Consider the following 22,452-nt stretch of genomic DNA (forward strand, 5'->3'; position numbering starts at 1 on the left):
ATGGGGTCGACTCGGTGAACTGATTTACGGGATGGTCAGACCAGCACCTGTCGGTTCGAAGCCATGTACTCGAACACCTGCTTCTCCACCCTCGGATGAATCAGCTCCACCGGACCGCGGCCATTGGGGCACGGCAATGTCCTGGTGGTGCCGAACAACCGGCAGATCAGCGGCCGCTCGTCATACACGGTGCAGCCGTTTGGCCCCAGATGCACACAGTTGAGCTCTTCCATCGCGGCATCCTGCTCGGCACGGGTCTTGCGCGGCAGGCGTGACATTTCTTCGGGCGAGGTGGTCACCGGCCCGCAGCAGTCATGGCAGCCGGGAACGCACTCGAACGAGGGAATCTGCTGGCGCAAGGTGCGGATTGTCTGGCTGTTGCAGCTCATTGCAGCGGTGACCGATAGCGGAATAGAACGGGATTCTGACGCAAAAGCCCCGATCCAGACAGCACCAACCGACCAATGTTGCCCGCCCGGGAAGGTCCGGCTTATGCTCCGTCAAATTTTCTAAACATCAGAATCAGGATCACGCACATGATTGCCCGTGCTCAACAGCCTGCTGCGAACCACACCGCCTCCTACTACGCCGCCAGCAGCCTGCCGCAGCCCGAGCACCCTGCGCTCAAAGGCGAAGTGCTGGCGGATGTCTGCGTGGTGGGTGGGGGGTTCTCGGGGTTGAACACGGCGCTTGAGCTGGCCGAACGCGGCCTCAGCGTGGTGTTGCTCGAAGCCCACAGAATCGGCTGGGGCGCCAGTGGACGCAATGGCGGGCAGCTGATTCGCGGCGTCGGCCACGGCCTCGATCAGTTCACCAACGTCATCGGTGTCGAAGGCGTGCGGCAAATGAAACTCATGGGCCTGGAAGCCGTGGAAATCGTCCGGCAACGGGTCGAGCGCTTCCAGATCCCCTGCGACCTGACCTGGGGCTACTGCGACCTCGCCAACAAACCCCGCGACCTTGAAGGTTTCGCCGAGGATGCCGAAGAACTGCGCGGTCTCGGTTATCGCTTCGAGACACGATTGCTGCAAGTCCACGAGATGCACACCGTGGTCGGCTCCACGCGTTACGTCGGCGGCCTGATCGACATGGGTTCGGGGCACCTGCATCCGCTGAACCTGGCCTTGGGCGAAGCCGCAGCGGTACAACGGCTGGGGGTCCGACTGTTCGAGCAATCGGCCGTGACGCGCATCGATTATGGCCCCGAGGTCAAGGTGCATACCGCCGAGGGTGTGGTGCGCGCCAAAACCCTGGTGCTGGGCTGCAATGCCTACCTCAACAACCTCAACCCGCAACTGAGCGGCAAAGTCCTGCCCGCCGGCAGCTACATCATCGCCACCGAACCCCTGAGCGAAGAACAGGCCCACGCCTTGTTGCCGCAGAACATGGCGGTCTGTGACCAGCGGGTGGCCCTGGACTACTACCGGCTTTCGGCTGACCGGCGCCTGCTGTTCGGCGGCGCCTGCCATTACTCCGGACGCGACCCGAAAGACATCGCCGCGTACATGCGTCCGAAAATGCTGGAGGTCTTCCCGCAACTGTCTGGGGTGAAGATCGACTATCAATGGGGTGGCATGATCGGCATCGGCGCCAACCGCCTGCCGCAGATCGGACGACTCAAGGACCAGCCGAACGTGTATTACGCCCAAGCCTATTCCGGTCATGGCGTGAATGCGACGCACCTCGCCGGCAAGCTGCTGGCCGAAGCCATCAGCGGTCAGCACAGTGGCGGCTTCGATCTGTTTGCCAAGGTGCCACACATCACCTTTCCCGGCGGCAGGCATTTGCGCTCGCCGTTACTGGCGCTGGGGATGTTGTGGCATCGGTTGAAAGAGTTGGTGTGAAGGATTGGCGGCATCAGAACTGACGCCTCGCTGGCAAGCCAGCTCCCACGGGGATTACTGGTGTTCACAAGATTTGTGTTCACCACCGAAACCTGTGGGAGCTGGCTTGCCAGCGAAGAGGCCCGAAAGAACACTGCAAATTTCAGATCCGCCAGAAAGGCTTCAGCCCCTCCTCCAGCGCCTGCTCCCGCGTCAGCCCGACATCCTTGAGCTGGTCAGTCGTCAGCGCCAGCAACGCCTTGCGCGTATGCAGCCGACGCCAGAACAGATCCCAACGATTCTGGCCGGACGCCGCATCGCGCATGCTCGCCTCCCGCGTGCCGTTGTTCTGCCCTGCCGCCAGTTCCTGACTGTGTAACGTCAGCCGCACATCGCTCAAACCGTTCATCTTGGGTGCTCCTGTTTACTTGGGTAGCCAGAGGTTCCATGATGCGTGGGTGAGCAAAAGCATTACAGATTCAAAGCAACTGTATTAACTCAATACAGTTTTGCCGATTCCGTCACTGAATCCCGATTTTTCGCTCGATCTGTACTGGTCAACCGAATCACACCTGTCGAGGCTGCACCATGACCCTTTACGTCAATCTCGCCGAATTGCTCGGCACGCGTATCGAACAGGGCTTCTATCGCCCCGGTGACCGGCTGCCCTCGGTAAGGGCGCTGAGCGTCGAGCACGGCGTCAGCCTGAGCACGGTGCAGCAGGCCTATCGGGTGCTGGAAGACAGCGGGTTGGCCACGCCGCGGCCCAAGTCCGGGTACTTTGTTCCCGCCAGCCGCGAACTGCCGGATTTACCCGCAGTCGGTCGCCCGGCCCAGCACCCGGTGGACATTTCCCAATGGGACCAGGTGCTGGAGTTGATTCGCGCCGTGCCGCGCAAAGACGTGGTGCAGCTGGGCCGCGGTATGCCGGACATCACCAGCCCGACCATGAAGCCGCTGCTGCGCGACCTGGCGCGAATCAGCCGGCGGCAGGACATGCCCGGTTTGTATTACGACAACATCCACGGCAACCTCGAACTGCGCGAACAAATCGCTCGCCTGATGCTCGATTCCGGCTGCCAGTTGAGTGCCAGCGATCTGGTGGTCACCACTGGATGCCATGAAGCGCTGTCCACCAGCGTTCGCGCGATTTGCGAGCCGGGGGACATTGTGGCGGTGGACTCGCCGAGCTTCCACGGCGCCATGCAGACCCTCAAGGGCCTGGGCATGAAAGCCCTGGAAATCCCCACCGATCCGCTGACCGGTATCAGCCTCGAAGCGCTGGAGCTGGCCCTGGAGCAATGGCCGATCAAGGTCATACAGTTGACCCCCAACTGCAACAACCCGCTGGGCTACATCATGCCGGAGTCGCGCAAACGCGCGTTGTTGACGCTTGCGCAGCGCTTTGACGTGGCGATCATCGAGGACGATGTGTATGGCGAGCTGGCCTACACCTATCCGCGCCCGCGCACGATCAAGTCCTTCGACGAGGACGGTCGCGTCCTGTTGTGCAGTTCGTTTTCCAAGACCCTGGCGCCAGGCCTGCGCATTGGCTGGGTCGCGCCGGGCCGGTATCTGGAACGGGTGCTGCACATGAAATACATCAGCACCGGCTCAACCGCGCCACAACCGCAGATCGCCATTGCCGAATTCCTCAAGGGCGGGCACTTCGAACCGCATTTGCGGCGGATGCGCACGCAATACCAGCGTAATCGCGACATGATGATCGATTGGGTAACCCGCTACTTCCCGGCCGGCACCCGTGCCAGTCGCCCGCAAGGCAGCTTCATGCTGTGGGTCGAACTGCCGGAAGGTTTCGATACGTTGAAACTGAATCGCGCCTTGCACGACCTGGGCGTACAGATTGCCGTGGGCAGCATCTTTTCCGCCTCCGGCAAGTACCGCAATTGCCTGCGCATGAACTACGCTGCCAAGCCGACACCGCAGATCGAAGACGCGGTGCGCAAGGTCGGTGCGACAGCGATCAAGCTGCTGGCGGAAACCGATCAGCTCAGCGACTGACTTTTCTTCGGGAATCAGCGTCCATATGCCTATCTGCGCCGCCAAACGGAACGATCCTACGTGAGAGTCAGACAGCCCCTGCTTGCTCTTGTACTACTCGCCGCGTTCCTGGGCGGTTGCTCCAGCCTCGACGTCCGGCGTGAACCGAGCCAGGCACTGCCGGCCTCAGACTCCGCATTCGGGCGTTCGGTCCAGGCGCAAGCGGCACCCTACAACGGGCAATCGGGCTTTCGCCTGCTATCGGACAGCAGCGAGGCCTTCACCGCCCGCGCCGAACTGATCCGCAATGCCCAAAGCAGCCTCGACTTGCAGTACTACATCGTGCACGACGGCATCAGCACGCGCATGTTGATCGAGGAACTGCTCAAGGCCGCCGACCGGGGCGTGCGGGTGCGGGTCCTGCTCGACGATACCACCAGCGACGGCCTGGACCGGGTCATCGCCACCCTCGCCGCGCACCCGCAGATCCAGATCCGTGTGTTCAACCCGCTGAATCTTGGCCGCAGCACCGGCGTAACACGCACCGTGGGCCGGCTATTCAATTTGTCGCAACAGCATCGGCGCATGCACAACAAGTTGTGGCTGGCGGACAACAGCATGGCCATCGTCGGCGGGCGAAATCTGGGGGACGAGTATTACGATGCCGAGCCCAACATGAACTTCACTGACATCGACCTGCTCGGTGTCGGCCCGGTTGCCGAGCAGCTCGGACACAGTTTCGACCAATACTGGAACAGCGCCCTGAGCAAGCCGATCGACGAATTCCTGTCGAGCAAACCCACACCTCAAGACCTGGAAAACACCCGCGCCCGACTGGAAGAGTCCCTGGCGCAAACGCGCAAGCAGAATCACGCGCTCTACCAACACTTGATGACCTTCACCACGCACCCGCGCCTGGACATCTGGCGCCGCGAGCTGATCTGGGCCTGGAACCAGGCATTGTGGGATGCGCCGAGCAAGGTACTGGCCAAGGGCGAGCCCGACCCGCAGTTGCTGCTGACCACGCAACTGGCGCCTGAACTCAACAGCGTCCGCAAAGAACTGATCATGATCTCGGCCTACTTCGTGCCCGGCCAGCCGGGACTGGTGTACCTGACCGGGCGCGCCGATGCCGGCGTTTCGGTGAAACTGCTGACCAATGCACTGGAAGCCACGGACGTTCCCGCGGTACACGGTGGTTACGCGCCCTATCGCAGAGCGCTACTGGAGCATGGCGTGAAGCTTTACGAACTGCGCCGCCAACCCGGCGAGGGAGGCGGCAGCGGTAGCGGGCCGCATCTGTTTTCCAGCAGCTCCTATCGCGGCTCTGACTCCAGTCTGCACAGCAAGGCGATGATCTTCGACAAGCAGAAATCCTTTATCGGCTCATTCAATTTCGATCCACGCTCGGTACTGTGGAACACCGAAGTCGGCGTGCTGGTGGACAGTCCGGAGTTGGCCGTACGGGTCCGTGAACTAGCATTGCAGGGCATGGCACCGGCCCTGAGTTATCAGGTGGAGCTGGAAAACGATCAGATCGTCTGGACCACCGAAGACGACGGAAAAATGCACACCCTGACCAAGGAGCCAGGGAGCTGGTGGCGGCGCTTCAATGCCTGGCTGAGCAACACGGTTGGCCTGGAGAAGATGTTGTAATCCCGGGTCAGCAGGGCTTTTGTGGCGAGGGGGCTTGCCCCCGTTCGGCTGCGAAGCAGTCGTGAAGTGGGTCGGACAAAATGTTTTGGCCATGTTTAGCGCTGCTGCGCACCGCAACGGGGGCAAGCCCCCTCGCCACAGACTTCGCGCTCGTCGCTAAGCCGGTTGCGCGGCACCAAACGCCCCTTGGCGCGACACCACGATCAACACGCCCAAGGCCCCCACCGCCATCAGCAACGGCAACGCATGGCCGCTGATCCACTGGCTGCCGGCGCCCGCCAGCAGCGGCCCGACCAGACAACCGATGCCCCACAGCTGAGCGATGTGCGCGTTGGCGCGTACCAGTGCGTCGTCGCGATAACGCTCACCAATCAGGATCAGTGACAAGGTGAACAAGCCGCCGGCACTGGCACCGAACAGCACCCACAACGGCCAGATCAGCAGCGTATCGATCAGCAGCGGAATCGCCAGGCTCGACAGCAACAAGGCGGCTGCGCAACCGGTAAACAACGCCCGGCGCGACAAGCGATCGGCCAACGCACCTATTGGCAATTGCAGCACCGCATCGCCAACCACCACCGTACTGACCATCGCCAGCGCGATCTCCGTGGTGAAGCCCTGACGCAAGCAATAGACCGGCAGCAGCGTCAGAATCATCGCCTCGAATGCGGCGAACAGCGACACCGCCCAGGCAATCGCCGGCAAGCCACGACAGAATTCAAGCAAATCACGCAGAGTCACGCTGCTGGCCTCGCTGCTCGGTGCACCACTGCGGCCCAGCAACAGGAACGGAGCCGCCATCAGCAAGCCGACACCGACCCAAAAACCATAATCGTGCTCGGTGCCAAGGAAGCCCAGCAACACCGGTCCGGCCAACTGACTCAATGCGTAGCTGCTGCCATACAGCGCCACCAGTCGACCGCGCCACTCCTCGACCACCAGTTGGTTGATCCAGCTTTCACCGATGATGAAGACGAGGGTCAGGATCACCCCGATCATCAGCCGCAGCACCAACCAGATCGGATAGCTCGGCAACAGCGCCAGCAGACCGATGGAAACCGCCCCGGCCCACAGGCACAGGCGCATCAGATTGGCCGTGCCGAATCGCGCCGCCAGATGACTGGAAATTTTCGCCCCCAACAAGACACCGATGGCCGGCATCGCAGCCATCACGCCAATGGCAAACGAGCCATAGCCCCAGCTCTCCAGGCGAAACGACACCAGCGGCATGCTGACACCCAGGGCCAGGCCGACACTCAAGACAGAGGCCAAAACGGCGAAATAAGTCGCCCAACGCATGTTCCACGCTCCTGTGGATATTTTTATGTACAACACAAAACACTGTGGGAGCGAGCTTGCTCGCGATAGCGGTACAACATTCAACATTGAAGTCGACTGTTACACCGCTATCGCGAGCAAGCTCGCTCCCACAAGGGAACTGTGTCGTTCGGGAGGCCTGGTACTCAACAGGCCTCCGTCACTGACTTACAACTTGATCCAGGTCGCCTTCAGCTCGGTGTATTTGTCAAACGCGTGCAGCGACTTGTCGCGACCGTTGCCGGATTGTTTGAAGCCACCGAACGGAGCGGTCATGTCGCCGCCATCGTATTGGTTGACCCACACGCTACCGGCACGCAGTGCACGGGCGGTGAGATGGGCCTTGGAGATGTCGGCAGTCCAGACCGCAGCGGCCAGGCCGTACGGCGTGTCGTTGGCGATCGCGATGGCTTCTTCGGCGCTGTCGAATGCGATGACCGACAGTACCGGGCCGAAGATTTCTTCCTGGGCGATTTTCATCGCGTTGCTCACACCGTCGAAAATCGTCGGCTCAACATAAGTGCCGCCCGTTTCCTGAAGCGTACGCTTGCCACCGGCTACCAGCTTGGCGCCGTCGGCATGACCGGACTCGATGTAGGACAGCACGGTGTTCATCTGCTGGGTATCGACCAGCGCGCCAACATTGGTCGCCGGATCCAGCGGGTTGCCCGGCTTCCAGGTTTTCAGCGCCTCGATCACCAACGGCAGGAATTTATCCTTGATCGAACGCTCCACCAGCAGACGCGAACCGGCGGTGCAGACTTCGCCCTGGTTGAAGGCGATGGCACCGGCAGCCGCTTCGGCAGCGTCCTGCAGGTTCGGCGCATCGGCGAACACGATGTTCGGGCTCTTGCCGCCGGCCTCAAGCCAGACGCGCTTCATGTTCGACTCGCCGGAATAAATCAGCAGCTGCTTGGCGATCTTGGTCGAACCGGTGAACACCAGGGTGTCGACATCGTTGTGCAGGGCCAGGGCCTTGCCGACGGTGTGACCGTAACCTGGCAGCACGTTCAGCACGCCTTTCGGGATGCCGGCTTCGACAGCCAGTTCAGCGATGCGGATGGCGGTCAGCGGCGATTTTTCCGACGGCTTGAGGATCACCGAGTTACCGGTGGACAGCGCAGGACCGAGTTTCCAGCACGCCATCATCAGCGGGAAGTTCCACGGCACGATGGCACCAACAACACCCACCGGCTCACGGGTCACCAGGCCCAACTGATCGTGCGGGGTTGCAGCGACTTCATCGTAGATCTTGTCGATGGCTTCGCCGCTCCAGCTCAGGGCCTGCGCCGCGCCGGGAACGTCGATGTACAGGGAATCGCTGATCGGCTTGCCCATGTCCAGGGTTTCAAGCAGGGCCAGCTCTTCGGCGTGCTGTTTCAGCAGGCCGGCGAAACGGATCATGGTGGATTTGCGCTTGGCCGGCGCCAGGCGCGACCAGGCACCGGAGTTGAAGGTGGCGCGAGCGTTTTCCACGGCGCGCTGGGCGTCGGCGGCGTCACAGCTGGCAATCTTGCCCAGCAGACGGCCATCGACCGGGCTGATGCACTCGAAGGTCTCGCCGGATACGGCATCGGTGTATTCGCCATTGATATAGGCGCGGCCTTCGATTTTCAGGTCGCGGGCACGTTGTTCCCAATCGGCACGGGTCAGGGTGGTCATGCGAGTGTCCTCCTCTTATTGATACGACACCCGCGCTCTTCGCGGGTGCTGTCAGGAATTCTGCCCGGCCAGCCTGCTTTTCGGCCCAAGGCAACCGTCACCCTAAACCAGCCGCCCCTTATGTTTCAATATATTTGACATAACACCGGCAAACGGCCTTGCGATGTTCATTTTAATAAACATAGACTTTGGCCGGACACCCACCCATTGCGCCGTAATCAAAGGAGATAACAACAATGAACATCCAGAACGTCGTCGACTTCAGCCAGGCTACCACCGCCGCCGAACGCTACCGTCCGGACCCGACCAAAGTGCTCAAGGGCGACCCGGAACAAGCGGTCTACAACCACTACAACAGCCCTTGCGGGCAGTTGAATGCTGGCGTGTGGGAAGGCGATGTCGGGCAGTGGACAGTGAACTTCACCGAACACGAGTACTGCGAGATCCTGCAGGGGGTTTCGGTGCTGCGTGACAACGACGGCAACGCCAAGACCCTGCGCGCGGGCGATCGTTTTGTGATCCCGGCCGGGTTCAAAGGCACCTGGGAAGTACTGGAATCGTGCCGCAAGATCTACGTGGCGTTTGAACAGAAGGCCTGAGGATTTGGGTTGTCCCAGCCGGCCTAATCGCGAGCAAGCTCGCTCCCACAGGATATGTGATCGACGCAGTTCCCTGTGGGAGCGAGCTTGCTCGCGATGGGCCCCACCACGAAATTCAGGCAACAAAAAAGGCCCGTATCTCGCGATACGGGCCTTTTTCGTAAGAGGGAAAAATCAATTACTTGATTTTGCCTTCTTTGTAGATCACGTGCTTGCGAACAACCGGATCATATTTCTTGATCTCGATTTTGTCCGGGGTAGTACGCTTGTTCTTGTCGGTAGTGTAGAAGTGACCAGTACCGGCGCTCGAAATCAAACGAATCAATTCACGCATGATTAGCTCCCTTAAACCTTGCCATCGCGGCGAAGTTCGGCCAGCACGACAGTGATGCCACGCTTGTCGATGATACGCATGCCTTTGGCAGATACGCGCAGACGCACGAAACGTTTCTCTTCTTCAACCCAGAAGCGGTGATGCTGCAGGTTCGGCAGGAAACGACGACGGGTTTTGTTGTTTGCGTGGGAAATGTTATTCCCGGTTACCGGACCCTTACCGGTAACTTGACATACTCTAGACATGCCTCAGCCCTCTAAAACCACATGCCCAACCCGGCATGGGTTGGCCGCTTAATCTCTCAGTCATTTGGCGCCAGGCGCCGCGTTTCTTTAGAGGTCTTACCGGCTACACCTACAGTGAAGGAACCGGGCCCCTAGAAAAGAGCGCTGCTTTATACCAGAAAGACTTGAGAGCAACAACATTCACTGTGCGTTGAATTCACAAAATGCCCGTTTTCCGGGCGCCGAGCGCCTTGGACAAAGGCTATCGTCGATGACGACCGCTCGTCGCAGAGAATCGAACATTCGATCAACCAGGGGGTTTTCTCAACCGCTGCACAGCAAAATCAGTCGCCTATAGTCCTCTCAAAATGAAAAAGGGGATAGTCATTTGCAATAGAGCCCACTAGGGTAAGACTTTTCCAGACTGCACTTGCAGATGGGCCTTCGATCTGTAAAGGAAGCCGACCATGCGCCTCGCTGCCCTACCGCTGTTGTTCGCCCCGCTTCTGCTGAGCCCACAGGCCTTTGCCGCCGCCCTGAGCGTCTGCACCGAGGCCAGCCCCGAGGGGTTCGATGTGGTGCAGTACAACTCGTTGACCACCACCAACGCCTCGGCCGACGTGTTGATGAACCGCCTGGTGGATTTCGACACGGCCAGTGGCAAAGTGGTCGCCAGCCTCGCCGACAGCTGGGAAATCAGTCCCGATGGCCTGACCTACGTGTTCAAATTGCACCCGAAGGTGAAATTCCATCAGACGGAATACTTCACCCCGTCGCGTGAACTGAACGCCGAAGACGTGATTTTCAGCTTCGACCGCATGCTCGACCCGGCCAACGTGTGGCACAAAGTGGCCCAGAGCGGCTTCCCGCATGCGCAATCGATGCAGTTGCCCGCACTGATCAAGAAGATCGACGCCCTCGATCCGCAGACCGTGCGCTTCACCCTCGACCACCCGGACTCGACCTTCTTGGCGACCCTGAGCATGGGCTTCGCCTCGATCTACTCAGCCGAATACGCCGACAAACTGATGAAGGCGGGCACACCCGAGAAGCTCAACAGCCAGCCGATCGGCACAGGGCCGTTCGTTTTCACCCGCTTCCAGAAGGACGCCTCGGTTCGCTACAAAGCCAACCCTGACTACTTCGGTGGCAAACCCACTGTGGATCCGCTGATCTTCGCCATCACACCGGACGCCAACGTGCGCTTGCAGAAATTGCGTCGCAATGAATGCCAGATCGCCCTGTCGCCCAAGCCTCTGGACGTACAAGAAGCACTGAAAGAACCGACCCTGAAAGTCGAAAAGACTGACGCCTTCATGACCGCATTCGTCGGCATCAACAGCCAGCATCCGCCGCTGGACAAGCCAGAAGTGCGTCAGGCCATCAACCTCGCGTTCGACAAGGCCAATTACGTCAAAGCCGTGTTCGAAGACACTGCCGAAGCGGCCAACGGTCCGTATCCGCCGAACACCTGGAGCTATGCGAAAAACCTTCCGGGGTACCCGCATGACATCGCAAAGGCCAAGGCGCTGATGGCCAAGGCCGGGCTCAAGGAAGGCTTCCAGACCACCATCTGGACCCGCCCTTCCGGCAGCCTGCTCAACCCCAACCCGAGCCTCGGCGCTCAATTGCTGCAGTCCGACCTGGCGGAAATCGGCATTCAAGCCGAAATCCGCGTGATCGAATGGGGCGAGCTGATCCGCCGTGCCAAGGCCGGAGAACACGACTTGCTGTTCATGGGCTGGGCTGGCGACAACGGCGACCCGGACAACTTCCTCACGCCGCAGTTTTCCTGCGCGGCCGTCAAGTCCGGCACCAACTTCGCCCGCTACTGCAACCAGGATCTGGACAAGCTGATCAGCGCTGGCAAGACCACCGGCGAGCAAGGCGTGCGCACAAAGCTCTACGAGCAGGCCCAGGCGCAGATCCAGCAGCAGGCGCTGTGGCTGCCCCTGGCCCACCCGACGGCCTTCGCGCTGACACGCAAGGATGTCGAGGGGTACTCGGTCAGCCCGTTCGGGCGGCAGGATTATTCGAAGGTAAACCTCAAATAATCTGACACAACACAAAACCCTGTAGGAGCCGGCTTGCTGGCGATAGCGTCGGCACGCTAAGCCCCCATGCTGGATCTGCCGGCCCCATCGCCAGCAAGCCGGCTCCTACAATGTCCGCGTGCATCCCATTACATCCACCCATACTCCGCCATCGACAGCGGATCGCCGTCGCCGATGATGAAGTGGTCCAGCACCCGCACGTCAATCAACTCCAACGCCTTTTGCAGGCGCTTGGTCAGCACCCGGTCGGACTGACTGGGGTCGGTGTTGCCCGAAGGATGGTTGTGACAGAGGATCACTGCCGCTGCGTTGTTGGCCAAGGTGCGCTTGACCACCTCTCGCGGATGGACGCTGGTGTTGTCGATGGAGCCGCGAAACAGCGTCTCATAGGCCAGTACCTGATGCCTGGAATCGAGAAACAGGCAGCCAAACACCTCGTGTGGCTCGTGGCGCAGCATCGATTTCAGGTACTCGCGAACCGCGTGGGGATTCTCCAGTGCCGATTTCTGGCGCGCACGTTCGGCCAGATGGCGCCTGCTCATTTCTTGCGCAGCCTGCAACTGGGCAAACTTCGCCGGCCCAAGCCCCAACTGCTTGCTGAACGTTTCCTGATCGGCCTCGAACAGCAAACGCAGGCTGCCAAACTGATTCAACAGGTGTCGCGCCAGATCTACGGCACTTTTACCCACCACACCCGAGCGTAAAAAGATCGCCAGCAGCTCGGCGTCCGAAAGGCTTTCCGCACCCTGTTCAAGCAACCTCTCCCGCGGTCGTTCCGCCGCCGGCCAATCGCGAATACTCATAGCACCTCCCTGTCTGTGGGCGCCGCTGTTCCGTAGCGGTCGCTGTGATATCGTAGCCCATCTTTTTTGCGGGCGAATTCACCCTGGGGAGGGGGTTTCGCCACGTATGTCACCAACGAACTGAAAGGCAGGCCTATGCAGCGGCTGTATCGGAAACGCATTGTTCTGGGCGTCGGCGGCGGTATCGCTGCCTACAAGAGCGCCGACCTGGTTCGCCGCCTGATCGATCAGGGCGCCGAAGTGCGCGTGGTCATGACCCGTGGCGGCGCGGAATTCATCACCCCGCTGACCATGCAGGCCCTGTCGGGGCACCCGGTGCACCTGGACCTGCTGGACCCGGCAGCCGAAGCGGCGATGGGCCACATCGAGCTGGCCAAGTGGGCCGACCTGGTGCTGATCGCCCCCGCCACGGCGGACCTGATCGCACGCCTGGCACAGGGCATTGCCGACGACCTGCTGACCACACTGGTGCTGGCCACCGATGCGGTGGTCGCCGTTGCACCGGCAATGAACCAGGCCATGTGGCGCGATCCAGCAACCCAGGCCAACCTGCAAACCCTCGAAAGCCGCGACATCAAGGTCTTCGGCCCGGCCTCCGGCAGCCAGGCCTGCGGCGACGTCGGCCTGGGCCGCATGCTCGAAGCCACTGATCTCGCCCAATGCGCGGCCGACTGCTTCAAGCGTCAGGCCCTGACCGGCAAACACGTGGTGATTACCGCAGGTCCGACCCAGGAAAACATTGACCCGGTGCGCTACATCACCAACCACAGCTCCGGCAAGATGGGTTTCGCCCTGGCCGAAGCGGCGGTCGAAGCCGGCGCCCGCGTCACCCTGATCAGTGGTCCCGTGCACCTGCCGACCCCGGATCGCGTCACCCGCATCGACGTCGTCAGCGCCCGCGACATGCTGGCCGCCTGCGAAGCGGCGATTCCTTGTGACCTGTTCATCGCCTCGGCAGCAGTCGCTGACTACCGACCGGAAGTCGTCGCCCCACAGAAACTCAAGAAAGATCCTACGAACGGCGACGGCTTGTTGCTGCAGATGGTGCGTAACCCGGACATCCTGGCCACCATCGCCACCCGCCCCGACCGCCCGTTCAGTGTCGGTTTTGCCGCCGAGACCGAGCACCTGCTCGATTACGCTGCACGCAAGTTGAAAGACAAGAACCTCGATTTGATCGTCGCCAACGACGTCGCCAACCCGAGCATTGGCTTCAACAGCGAAGAAAACGCCTGCAGCGTCATCGACCGTGAGCTTCACGCCACACTTTTCGCCCAGACCAGCAAGAGCAAGATTGCTCGCCAGCTGATCACTTTTATCGCCGAACGTCTGAACCAGGTTTAATTTACATGCACGCTTTGCAAGCCAAGATCCTCGACCCTCGCATCGGTACCGAATTCCCGCTGCCGCAATACGCCACACCGGGCTCCGCCGGCCTCGACCTGCGCGCCATGCTGGAGCAGGACACCGTGATCAAGCCGGGTGAAACCGTGCTGATCCCTACCGGCCTGTCGGTCTACATCGGTGACCCGAACCTGGCGGCGCTGATCCTGCCGCGCTCGGGCATGGGCCATAAGCACGGCATCGTGCTGGGCAACCTGGTCGGCCTGATCGACTCCGACTACCAGGGCCCGTTGATGGTCTCCTGCTGGAACCGTGGCCAGACCGCATTCACCATGCCGGTCGGTGAGCGCCTGGCGCAACTGGTGCTGGTGCCGGTGGTACAGGCTCACTTCGAAATGGTTGAAGAGTTTGTTGAAACCGAGCGTGGCACCGGCGGCTTCGGCCATACCGGCACCCGTTGATTCGGTAGAGATCCTTTGTGGTGAGGGAACTGGCTTCCTCACCACAAAATTCAAATTGTCATCTGCAGCGTTTAGTACCGAAAATCAAGGCATTGCCCGGCCAAACCCTTGCCGCCATGGGCGTCATGGCCCTTTCACACCACGAACTCTCTGTGGAAATCGCCGTCATACCCTTCAGTTTGAGCCTGCCGCCGAATGATTCGGCGGCCTGTCCAGCCACTTTCGAGATGGAGCATTTCCACAGATGAACACCCCGGCCAAAATCGCACCCAAGTTCCCGGACAGCATCTTCCGCGCCTATGACATTCGCGGCACCGTCCCGGAGTTCCTGAACGCTGAAACCGCTTACTGGATCGGCCGCGCCGTCGGCACCCAAAGCCTGGCCCAGGGCGAGCCAAACGTGTCCGTCGGTCGCGATGGCCGTCTGTCCGGTCCGGAACTGGTCGCCCAACTGATCAAAGGCATCGCCGACAGCGGCTGCCATGTCAGTGATGTCGGCCTGGTCCCGACTCCGGCACTGTATTACGCCGCCAATGTGCTGGCCGGCAAATCCGGTGTAATGCTCACCGGCAGCCACAACCCGTCGAACTACAACGGTTTCAAGATCGTCATTGCCGGCGACACCCTGGCCAACGAACAGATCCAGGCCCTGCACGACCGCCTCAAGACCAACGACCTGAGCAGCGGCCAGGGCAGCATCACCCAGGTCGAGATCCTCGAGCGCTACAACAACGAAATCGTCCGGGACATCAAACTGGCCCGTCGCCTGAAAGTGGTTGTCGACTGCGGCAACGGCGCGGCCGGCGTGATCGCCCCACAGCTGATCGAAGCGCTGAACTGCGAAGTCATCCCGTTGTTCTGCGAAGTGGATGGCAACTTCCCGAACCACCATCCGGACCCGGGCAAGCCTGAAAACCTCGTGGACCTGATCGCCAAGGTCAAGGAAACCAACGCCGACATCGGCCTGGCCTTCGACGGCGACGGCGACCGCGTCGGCGTGGTGACCAACACCGGCAGCATCGTCTACCCGGACCGTCTGCTGATGTTGTTCGCCCGTGACGTTGTCGCGCGCAACCCGGGCGCCGAGATCATCTTCGACGTCAAATGCACCCGCCGCCTGATCCCGTTGATCAAGGAATACGGTGGCCAGTCGCTAATGTGGAAGACTGGTCACTCGTTGATCAAAAAGAAGATGAAACAATCCGGTGCCCTGCTGGCCGGCGAAATGAGCGGGCACATCTTCTTCAAGGAGCGCTGGTTCGGTTTCGACGACGGCATTTACAGCGCCGCTCGGTTGCTGGAAATCCTCAGCAAGGAAAAATCCTCGGCGGAAGAGCTGTTTGCGACCTTCCCGAACGATATTTCTACGCCGGAAATCAATATCCATGTGACCGAAGAGAGCAAATTCAGCATCATTGATGCACTGCACGACGCACAGTGGGGCCCAGGCGCCGACCTGACCACCATTGACGGCGTGCGAGTCGACTACGCCAAAGGCTGGGGCCTGGTACGCGCATCCAACACCACACCGGTGCTGGTGCTGCGTTTCGAGGCCGATGACGAGGCTGAATTGCAGCGCATCAAGGACGTATTCAAAGTCCAGTTGAAGCGTGTTGCACCTGATCTCCAACTACCGTTCTGATTCACCCGGAGCCCTGAATGACCCTCGAACGCGAAGCCGCCGCCAACACCGCCAAGGTCCTGTCCGAAGCGCTGCCTTACATCCGCCGTTATGTCGGCAAGACCCTGGTGATCAAATACGGCGGCAACGCGATGGAAAGCGAGGAGCTGAAAACCGGCTTCGCCCGCGACATCGTGCTGATGAAAGCCGTGGGCATCAACCCGGTGGTGGTTCACGGCGGCGGCCCGCAAATCGGTGACCTGCTCAAGCGCCTGTCGATCGAGAGTCACTTTGTCGACGGCATGCGCGTCACCGATGCCGCGACCATGGACGTGGTGGAAATGGTCCTGGGCGGCCAGGTCAACAAGGACATCGTCAACCTGATCAACCGTCATGGCGGCAGCGCCATCGGCCTGACCGGTAAAGACGCCGAGCTGATTCGTGCGAAGAAGCTCACCGTTACCCGCCAGACCCCGGAGATGACCACCCCGGAAATCATCGACATCGGCCATGTGGGCGAAGTGGTCGGGATCAACACCGACCTGCTGAACCTGCTGGTCAAGGGCGATTTCATCCCGGTGATCGCACCCATCGGTGTTGGTGCCAACGGCGAGTCGTACAACATCAACGCTGACCTGGTGGCCGGTAAAGTCGCCGAGGCGTTGAAAGCCGAAAAACTGATGCTGTTGACCAACATCGCCGGCCTGATGGACAAGTCGGGCACGGTCCTGACCGGCCTGACAACCCAGCAAGTCGACGACCTGATCGCCGACGGCACCATCTACGGCGGCATGCTGCCGAAGATCCGTTGCGCGCTGGAAGCGGTCCAGGGCGGCGTGGGCAGCTCGTTGATCATCGACGGTCGCGTGCCGAACGCGATCCTGCTGGAGATTTTCACCGATACCGGTGTGGGCACCCTGATCAGCAATCGCAAGCGTCCGTAAGCGATCGCGCAAACAAAAAAGACCCCGCTCGGCCTGGCTGAGCGGGGTCTTTTTTATTCCACAGTTCCTGTAGGAGCGAGCTTGCTCGCGAAAAACGTCAACGATAACGCGGGGCGCCTGGCGAAAAGAGGCGCTCTGACGTGCATCGCGAGCAAGCTCGCTCCTACAAGGGAATAGCGATTAAACGCCGAACTGCGCGCGGTAGGCTTCCACCGCCGGCAAATGCTGCTTGAGCTGCGGATCGTCCGCGAGGAATTCCAGCACCTGGTTCAGCGACACAATGCTGATCACCGGGATGCCGAAGTCACGCTCGACCTCCTGGATCGCCGACAACTCACCGTTGCCGCGCTCCTGACGGTTCAGGGCGATCAGCACGCCAGCGGCCTTCGCGCCTTCCTGGGAGGCGATGATTTGCATCACTTCACGAATCGCGGTGCCGGCAGTGATCACGTCGTCGATGATCAACACGTCGCCGGCCAGCGGTGCGCCGACCAGGCTGCCGCCTTCGCCATGGGCCTTGGCTTCCTTGCGGTTGAAGCACCATGGCAGATCACGGTTGTGATGCTCGGCCAGGGCCACGGCGGTGGTCGCCGCCAACGGGATGCCTTTGTAGGCCGGGCCAAACAGCACGTCGAAGGGAATGCCGCTCTCGGCAATGGCAGCGGCGTAGAAACGACCCAGCTGCGCCAGGGCCGAACCCGAGTTGAACAGGCCGGCATTGAAGAAGTAAGGACTGGTGCGCCCGGACTTCAGGGTGAACTCACCGAAGCGCAAAACGCCGCGATCGATGGCAAAACGGATGAAATCGCGCTGATACGCTTGCATGAAAAAACCCCAAATACCACGGATTTAGCTAATTAGCTTGACGCCGTGTATCATACACGCACGCGATTTTTGGGGCCATTTATGCGGATCATCAGTGTGAACGTCAATGGTATTCAGGCTGCAGTCGAGCGCGGTTTGCTCAGTTGGCTGCAAGCACAGAATGCCGACGTCATCTGCCTGCAGGACACCCGCGCCTCCGCCTTTGAACTGGACGATCCAGCCTTCCAACTGGATGGATACTTCCTTTATGCCTGCGATGCCGAAGTCCCCGCCCAAGGTGGCGTGGCTTTGTATTCGCGGCTGCAACCGAAGGCTGTCATCAGCGGTCTCGGTTTCGAGACGGCCGACCGCTACGGGCGCTACCTGCAAGCCGATTTCGACAAGGTCAGCATCGCGACCTTGCTGCTCCCTTCGGGGCAGAACGGCGATGAAGACTTGAACCAGAAGTTCAAGCTAATGGACGACTTCGCCCGTTATCTGGATAAACAGCGACGCAAACGTCGCGAGTACATTTATTGTGGCTCGCTATACGTGGCGCAACAGAAGCTGGATATCAAGAACTGGCGCGACAGCCAGCAATCTCCGGGCTTCCTGGCACCTGAGCGTGCCTGGATGGACGAGATTGTCGGCAACATGGGTTATGTCGATGCCCTGCGGGAAGTCAGCCGTGAAGGCGACCAGTACAGCTGGTGGCCGGACAACGAACAGGCGGAGATGCTCAACCTCGGTTGGCGCTTCGACTATCAACTGCTGACCCCGGGCCTGCGCCGCTTTGTACGCAGCGCGCGCCTGCCACGTCAGCCGCGGTTCTCGCAACACGCACCGCTGATCGTGGATTACGACTGGACGCTGACCATTTAAGTGATTCTTCACTGAGTGACAGCCAAAAAAATGCCCGTATCGCAAGATACGGGCATTTTTTGTGCGCTCTAAACGTCAAGTCGCAACGAAGAATGGTAGTGCAAGGTACAACTTGATCACGATGACATTAACAATGTCGATGAAAAAGGCACCGACCATTGGCACTACCAGGAACGCGATCTGCGAAGGCCCGTAGCGCTGTGTCACCGCTTGCATGTTGGCGATGGCTGTTGGCGTAGCGCCCAGTCCAAAACCGCAGTGCCCCGCCGCCAGTACTGCCGCATCGTAGTTACTGCCCATCATCCTGAACGTTACAAAGATCGCAAACAAAGCCATGACCAATGTTTGCGCAGCCAGGATGATAAAGATCGGCAAGGCCAGTGCAGCCAGGTCCCAAAGTTTGAGTGACATCAGGGCGATCGCCAGAAACAGCGACAAGCTGACATTCCCCAACACCGAGACTTCACGCTCAAACACCTGATACACGCCAAGCGCCGAAAGCCCGTTTCGCAAAACCACGCCCACGAACAACACGCAAACGAATGTCGGCAACTCAAATGCGGTTCCCTGGAGCCAGCCATTGAGAAGTGTGCCCGTCAGCAGGCTGACAGCGATCAGCGCCAGTGTCTCGACTAGAGAAAACGACGTGATCGAGCGCTCTTTGTTCGGTTGTTCAAAGCCCTTGGGCAACCGTGGCTTTTCCTGCTGGCAACCGGGTGTCTGGACACGGCTGATAAGCAGGCGGGCAACAGGCCCACCAATCAAACCACCCAACACCAGGCCAAACGTTGCGGAGGCCATTGCCAGTTCAGAGGCGGAAGCCAGACCGAACTTCTCGCTGAACGTCGCCCCCCATGCCGCACCTGTTCCGTGACCGCCCGCCAGAGTTATCGAGCCCGTCAACAAGCCCATCAAAGGATCGAGCCCCAACGCCGTAGCGAGCCCGATGCCCATGGCATTCTGGATCACCAGAAGTGCGACGACCGCCAGCAGAAAGACCCCAACGACGCGCCCACCCTTCTTCAGGCTGGCGAAATCCGCGCTCAAACCGATAGTGGCAAAAAACGCCAGCATCAACGGCGTTTGCAGCGAAGTATCAAAGCGGACTTCAATATCGAGGCTTCTCAATGCCAGAAGAGTCAAGGCAACCACTAACCCGCCCGCTACGGGTTCGGGGATATTATAAGTACGTAAAAAACCGACACGCGTGACAAGACCCCGTCCCAGCAAAAGTACTAAAGAGGCGGCGACAAGTGTTCCGTAAAAATCAAGCTGAAGCATTCTGGATACTCTTTCTTATATATTCAGGGGCGAACTTTTTACCTGGACACGCTCTTGAACAGGCTGAGTTGTCTCAACACTGGTTGGCATTTGATTCAGAGGCCGTCAATGGTCCGAATATATCGAAATATTTCATGATGAATATTACCTGGGGCAACCTTATCAACCGCCAAGTCTCATTGCCAAGCATACAAGCCATACTGGGCTTTGCAGTTTGTGTCTAAACGTGTAAGAACTATTATGTGTACGAATTAACTTCAACTGACTTGCGCACAACCAAGTACGCAATATTAGAGATTAATCTGATTGCAAAAAAACAAATGCCCCGACGGGTCGGGGCATTTGTTTTTTAACTGTGCTTCAAACAGCAACCGTGTCTCGGCTTACTTGATCAGCCGCCAGGTGAACGGATATCGATAAGGTTGCCCCTCATTGGCCTTCACTCCGGCAATGATCGTCAGCACCAATGCACCGATGGCGATCAAGCCAAACAGGAAGAACCCGATAATCAACAGCATCAGCAGGAAGCAGATGGCCGAGGCGATGGCGACGGTGAGCTGGAAGTTCAGCGCTTCCTTGCCCTGAGCGTCGATGAACGGGTCCATCTCGCGCTTCATTTGCCAGAGAATCAGCGGGCCGATGATCGTCCCGAACGGAATCCAGATCCCCAACAAGGCGGACAAGTGACAAAACATTGCCCATTGGCGCACCTCTCGGCTCGGCGTGGGCAGCGGTAGTTGTTCGTCACTCATGGTGTCCTCCTTGCCTGGAGCGGTCCGGTCAGTCGGTCAATGCGGCCTTTTGCAGTTCGAAGATTTCGTTCATGCCTTTCTTGGCCAGTTCGAGCATGGCGTTCAGCTCTTCAGGCTGGAACGGCGCGCCTTCGGCAGTGCCCTGGACTTCGATGAAGCCGCCAGCGCTGGTCATTACCACGTTCAGGTCGGTCTCTGCGGCCGAGTCTTCCAGGTAATCCAGGTCGAGCACGGGCTCACCCTTGTACATGCCTACGGAAACAGCGGCGATCATCTGCTTGACCGGGTCGCCGCCCTTCAGGCCGCCCCGCTTCTTGATGACTTTCAGGGCATCGATCAGCGCAACCATGGAGCCGGTGATCGAAGCCGTGCGGGTGCCGCCATCGGCCTGGATCACGTCGCAGTCGACGTACAGGGTGACGTCGCCCAGCTTGGTCATGTCCAGCGCCGCGCGCAGGGAGCGACCGATCAGACGCTGGATTTCCAGGGTACGGCCGCCTTGCTTGCCACGACTGGCCTCACGCTGGTTACGCTCGCCGGTAGCGCGCGGCAGCATGCCGTACTCGGCAGTCAACCAACCCTGGCCCTGGCCTTTCAGGAAACGCGGTACGCCCGGTTCAACGCTGACAGTGCAGATGACCTTGGTATCACCGAACTCGACCAGCACAGAACCCTCGGCGTGCTTGGTGTAGTTGCGGGTGATGCGGATCGAGCGGAGCTGATCGGCAGCGCGACCACTTGGACGTATCATAGGGAATACCTGTACTGGGGACGGAAAACTGCGGAGCATTATAGGGCCGACGACCGCCACTGGGCACTTCTAAAAAAATCCACCGACGACCGATGGCTCTGCGCTGCACGTCGCTGCCAGCCTGCCGCTCTTTGTCACACCCTGTGTTTGGGCGCATCCGCGCCACTGCGCTACAATCCTGCGCCTTTGCTGCCAGTCGGCTTTAATTCATTGATATCGGACTCCCGGAACCACGGTTCTGCGCCGATCTGCATTGCGAGGTACCGCCATGGTGCACAGCATGACCGCCTTCGCCCGCGTCGAAAAAGCCGGCGTCCAGGGCACCCTGAGCTGGGAACTGCGCTCGGTCAACAGCCGCTACCTGGAACCCCACCTGCGCCTGCCGGAGTCTTTTCGCGACCTCGAGGGTGCTGTTCGTGAGGCCCTGCGCCAGGGCGTATCGCGGGGCAAGCTCGAATGCACCCTGCGCTTTACCGAAGAAAACACCGGCAAAGCGCTGCAAATCGATCAGGAACGCGCCGCGCAACTGGTCGCCGCCGCCGAAACCATCGCCGGCCTGATCAAAAACCCGGCAGCGCTGAACCCTCTGGAAGTCCTGGCCTGGCCCGGTGTACTGGTAGGCGACGCCACCGACCCGCAGGCCTTGAACGCCGAAGCGCTGGCACTGTTCAATCAGGGCCTCAAAGAGTTGAAGGCCGGCCGCGAGCGCGAAGGCGCAGAGCTGGCGCGGCTGATCAACGAGCGCCTGAGCTCCATCGAAGAAGACGTGGTGACCCTGCGCGAACTGGTCCCGCAGATGCTCGCCACCCAGCGCCAGAAAGTCCTCGACCGCTTTGCCGACATGAAGGCCGAGATGGACCCGCAGCGCCTGGAACAGGAAATGGTCATGCTCGCGCAAAAAAGCGACGTCGCCGAAGAACTGGACCGCCTGAGCACCCACATCATCGAAGTTCGCCGGGTGCTCAAATCCGGTGGCGCCGCCGGTCGGCGCCTGGACTTCCTGATGCAGGAACTCAACCGCGAAGCCAACACACTGGGCTCCAAAGCCTTCGACCCGCGCAGCACCCAGGCTGCGGTCAACCTCAAGGTGTTGATCGAGCAGATGCGCGAACAAGTGCAGAATATTGAGTAAGGCTACC

Annotated in this window: 21 protein-coding genes and 1 pseudogene; 11 read left to right on the forward strand and 11 right to left on the reverse strand. The window is 60.1% G+C overall.

Annotated features, from left to right (window positions below; all coding sequences use genetic code 11):
* Positions 1–35: 35 nt before the first annotated feature.
* Complete coding sequence (locus AB4O16_RS15685) at positions 36–389, reverse strand: YkgJ family cysteine cluster protein (protein WP_150716221.1); 354 nt, start codon at positions 387–389, stop codon at positions 36–38.
* A 147-nt stretch (positions 390–536) separates the two neighbouring features.
* On the opposite strand from AB4O16_RS15685, the gene AB4O16_RS15690 reads away from it, so the two are divergent.
* Positions 537–1,844 carry an NAD(P)/FAD-dependent oxidoreductase gene (locus tag AB4O16_RS15690; protein ID WP_160386702.1) on the forward strand — a complete coding sequence of 436 codons (1,308 nt, stop codon included), beginning with the start codon at positions 537–539 and terminating at the stop codon, positions 1,842–1,844.
* A gap of 142 nt (positions 1,845–1,986) precedes the next feature.
* Here the strand turns inward: AB4O16_RS15690 and AB4O16_RS15695 are convergent, their stop codons facing one another.
* Positions 1,987–2,232 (reverse strand): DUF1127 domain-containing protein, encoded by a 246-nt coding sequence (locus AB4O16_RS15695; RefSeq protein WP_460155282.1) that lies wholly within the window; start codon positions 2,230–2,232, stop codon positions 1,987–1,989.
* Between the two features lie 179 nt (positions 2,233–2,411).
* Here AB4O16_RS15695 and AB4O16_RS15700 point away from each other — a divergent pair, with 179 nt between their 5' ends.
* Entirely contained in the window at positions 2,412–3,845 is a 1,434-nt protein-coding gene (locus AB4O16_RS15700; RefSeq protein WP_460155283.1) for an aminotransferase-like domain-containing protein, read from the forward strand.
* Positions 3,846–3,905: 60 nt separating this feature from the next.
* Positions 3,906–5,480, forward strand: a complete 1,575-nt coding sequence (locus AB4O16_RS15705) for a phospholipase D family protein (protein ID WP_460155284.1) — start codon at positions 3,906–3,908, stop codon at positions 5,478–5,480.
* Between the two features lie 156 nt (positions 5,481–5,636).
* Here the strand turns inward: AB4O16_RS15705 and AB4O16_RS15710 are convergent, their stop codons facing one another.
* Both AB4O16_RS15710 and AB4O16_RS15715 read right to left on the reverse strand, forming a co-directional pair.
* Complete coding sequence (locus AB4O16_RS15710; protein ID WP_460155285.1) at positions 5,637–6,779, reverse strand: MFS transporter; 1,143 nt, start codon at positions 6,777–6,779, stop codon at positions 5,637–5,639.
* A gap of 186 nt (positions 6,780–6,965) precedes the next feature.
* Complete coding sequence (locus tag AB4O16_RS15715; RefSeq protein WP_150716215.1) at positions 6,966–8,459, reverse strand: aldehyde dehydrogenase; 1,494 nt, start codon at positions 8,457–8,459, stop codon at positions 6,966–6,968.
* A gap of 236 nt (positions 8,460–8,695) precedes the next feature.
* Between AB4O16_RS15715 and AB4O16_RS15720 the strand changes: the two genes are divergently transcribed.
* Entirely contained in the window at positions 8,696–9,058 is a 363-nt protein-coding gene (locus tag AB4O16_RS15720) for a cupin domain-containing protein (RefSeq protein ID WP_460155286.1), read from the forward strand.
* Positions 9,059–9,236: 178 nt separating this feature from the next.
* Here the strand turns inward: AB4O16_RS15720 and rpmG are convergent, their stop codons facing one another.
* Entirely contained in the window at positions 9,237–9,392 is a 156-nt protein-coding gene (gene rpmG, locus AB4O16_RS15725; protein WP_003177274.1) for a 50S ribosomal protein L33, read from the reverse strand.
* Between the two features lie 11 nt (positions 9,393–9,403).
* A complete protein-coding gene (rpmB, locus tag AB4O16_RS15730) occupies positions 9,404–9,637 on the reverse strand; it encodes a 50S ribosomal protein L28 (RefSeq protein ID WP_007975166.1) in 234 nt (77 codons plus the stop codon).
* 446 nt (positions 9,638–10,083) lie between these two features.
* On the opposite strand from rpmB, the gene AB4O16_RS15735 reads away from it, so the two are divergent.
* Complete coding sequence (locus tag AB4O16_RS15735) at positions 10,084–11,670, forward strand: ABC transporter substrate-binding protein (protein WP_160388673.1); 1,587 nt, start codon at positions 10,084–10,086, stop codon at positions 11,668–11,670.
* A gap of 128 nt (positions 11,671–11,798) precedes the next feature.
* Here AB4O16_RS15735 and radC read toward each other — a convergent pair whose 3' ends face one another.
* Positions 11,799–12,473, reverse strand: a complete 675-nt coding sequence (gene radC, locus AB4O16_RS15740) for a RadC family protein (RefSeq protein WP_160388672.1) — start codon at positions 12,471–12,473, stop codon at positions 11,799–11,801.
* Between the two features lie 135 nt (positions 12,474–12,608).
* Here radC and coaBC point away from each other — a divergent pair, with 135 nt between their 5' ends.
* From coaBC to argB, 4 genes and pseudogenes are all read left to right on the forward strand, one after another.
* Positions 12,609–13,817: a bifunctional phosphopantothenoylcysteine decarboxylase/phosphopantothenate--cysteine ligase CoaBC gene (coaBC, locus tag AB4O16_RS15745; protein WP_160388671.1), complete on the forward strand. Its 1,209-nt coding sequence runs from the start codon at positions 12,609–12,611 to the stop codon at positions 13,815–13,817.
* Positions 13,818–13,822: 5 nt separating this feature from the next.
* Complete coding sequence (gene dut, locus AB4O16_RS15750; protein WP_160388670.1) at positions 13,823–14,278, forward strand: dUTP diphosphatase; 456 nt, start codon at positions 13,823–13,825, stop codon at positions 14,276–14,278.
* Positions 14,279–14,543: 265 nt separating this feature from the next.
* Positions 14,544–15,920, forward strand: a pseudogene (locus tag AB4O16_RS15755) (phosphomannomutase/phosphoglucomutase); the annotation flags it as partial.
* A 17-nt stretch (positions 15,921–15,937) separates the two neighbouring features.
* A complete protein-coding gene (argB, locus tag AB4O16_RS15760; protein WP_008047078.1) occupies positions 15,938–16,843 on the forward strand; it encodes an acetylglutamate kinase in 906 nt (301 codons plus the stop codon).
* Between the two features lie 180 nt (positions 16,844–17,023).
* Here the strand turns inward: argB and pyrE are convergent, their stop codons facing one another.
* Positions 17,024–17,668, reverse strand: a complete 645-nt coding sequence (gene pyrE, locus AB4O16_RS15765) for an orotate phosphoribosyltransferase (protein WP_460155287.1) — start codon at positions 17,666–17,668, stop codon at positions 17,024–17,026.
* 81 nt (positions 17,669–17,749) lie between these two features.
* Between pyrE and AB4O16_RS15770 the strand changes: the two genes are divergently transcribed.
* Complete coding sequence (locus AB4O16_RS15770) at positions 17,750–18,529, forward strand: exodeoxyribonuclease III (protein ID WP_003176915.1); 780 nt, start codon at positions 17,750–17,752, stop codon at positions 18,527–18,529.
* A gap of 75 nt (positions 18,530–18,604) precedes the next feature.
* Here AB4O16_RS15770 and gltS read toward each other — a convergent pair whose 3' ends face one another.
* From gltS to rph, 3 genes are all read right to left on the reverse strand, one after another.
* Positions 18,605–19,810 (reverse strand): sodium/glutamate symporter, encoded by a 1,206-nt coding sequence (gene gltS / locus AB4O16_RS15775; protein ID WP_460155288.1) that lies wholly within the window; start codon positions 19,808–19,810, stop codon positions 18,605–18,607.
* 383 nt (positions 19,811–20,193) lie between these two features.
* Positions 20,194–20,562, reverse strand: coding sequence for a DUF4870 domain-containing protein (locus tag AB4O16_RS15780; RefSeq protein ID WP_160388666.1), 369 nt, complete (start codon positions 20,560–20,562; stop codon positions 20,194–20,196).
* A gap of 28 nt (positions 20,563–20,590) precedes the next feature.
* On the reverse strand, positions 20,591–21,313 hold the full coding sequence (rph, locus tag AB4O16_RS15785) for a ribonuclease PH (RefSeq protein ID WP_160388665.1): 723 nt from the start codon (positions 21,311–21,313) through the stop codon (positions 20,591–20,593).
* Positions 21,314–21,581: 268 nt separating this feature from the next.
* Between rph and AB4O16_RS15790 the strand changes: the two genes are divergently transcribed.
* On the forward strand, positions 21,582–22,445 hold the full coding sequence (locus AB4O16_RS15790; protein WP_160388664.1) for a YicC/YloC family endoribonuclease: 864 nt from the start codon (positions 21,582–21,584) through the stop codon (positions 22,443–22,445).
* The last annotated feature ends 7 nt before the right edge of the window (positions 22,446–22,452 follow it).

The organism is Pseudomonas sp. S2_H10 (genome assembly GCF_054668285.1).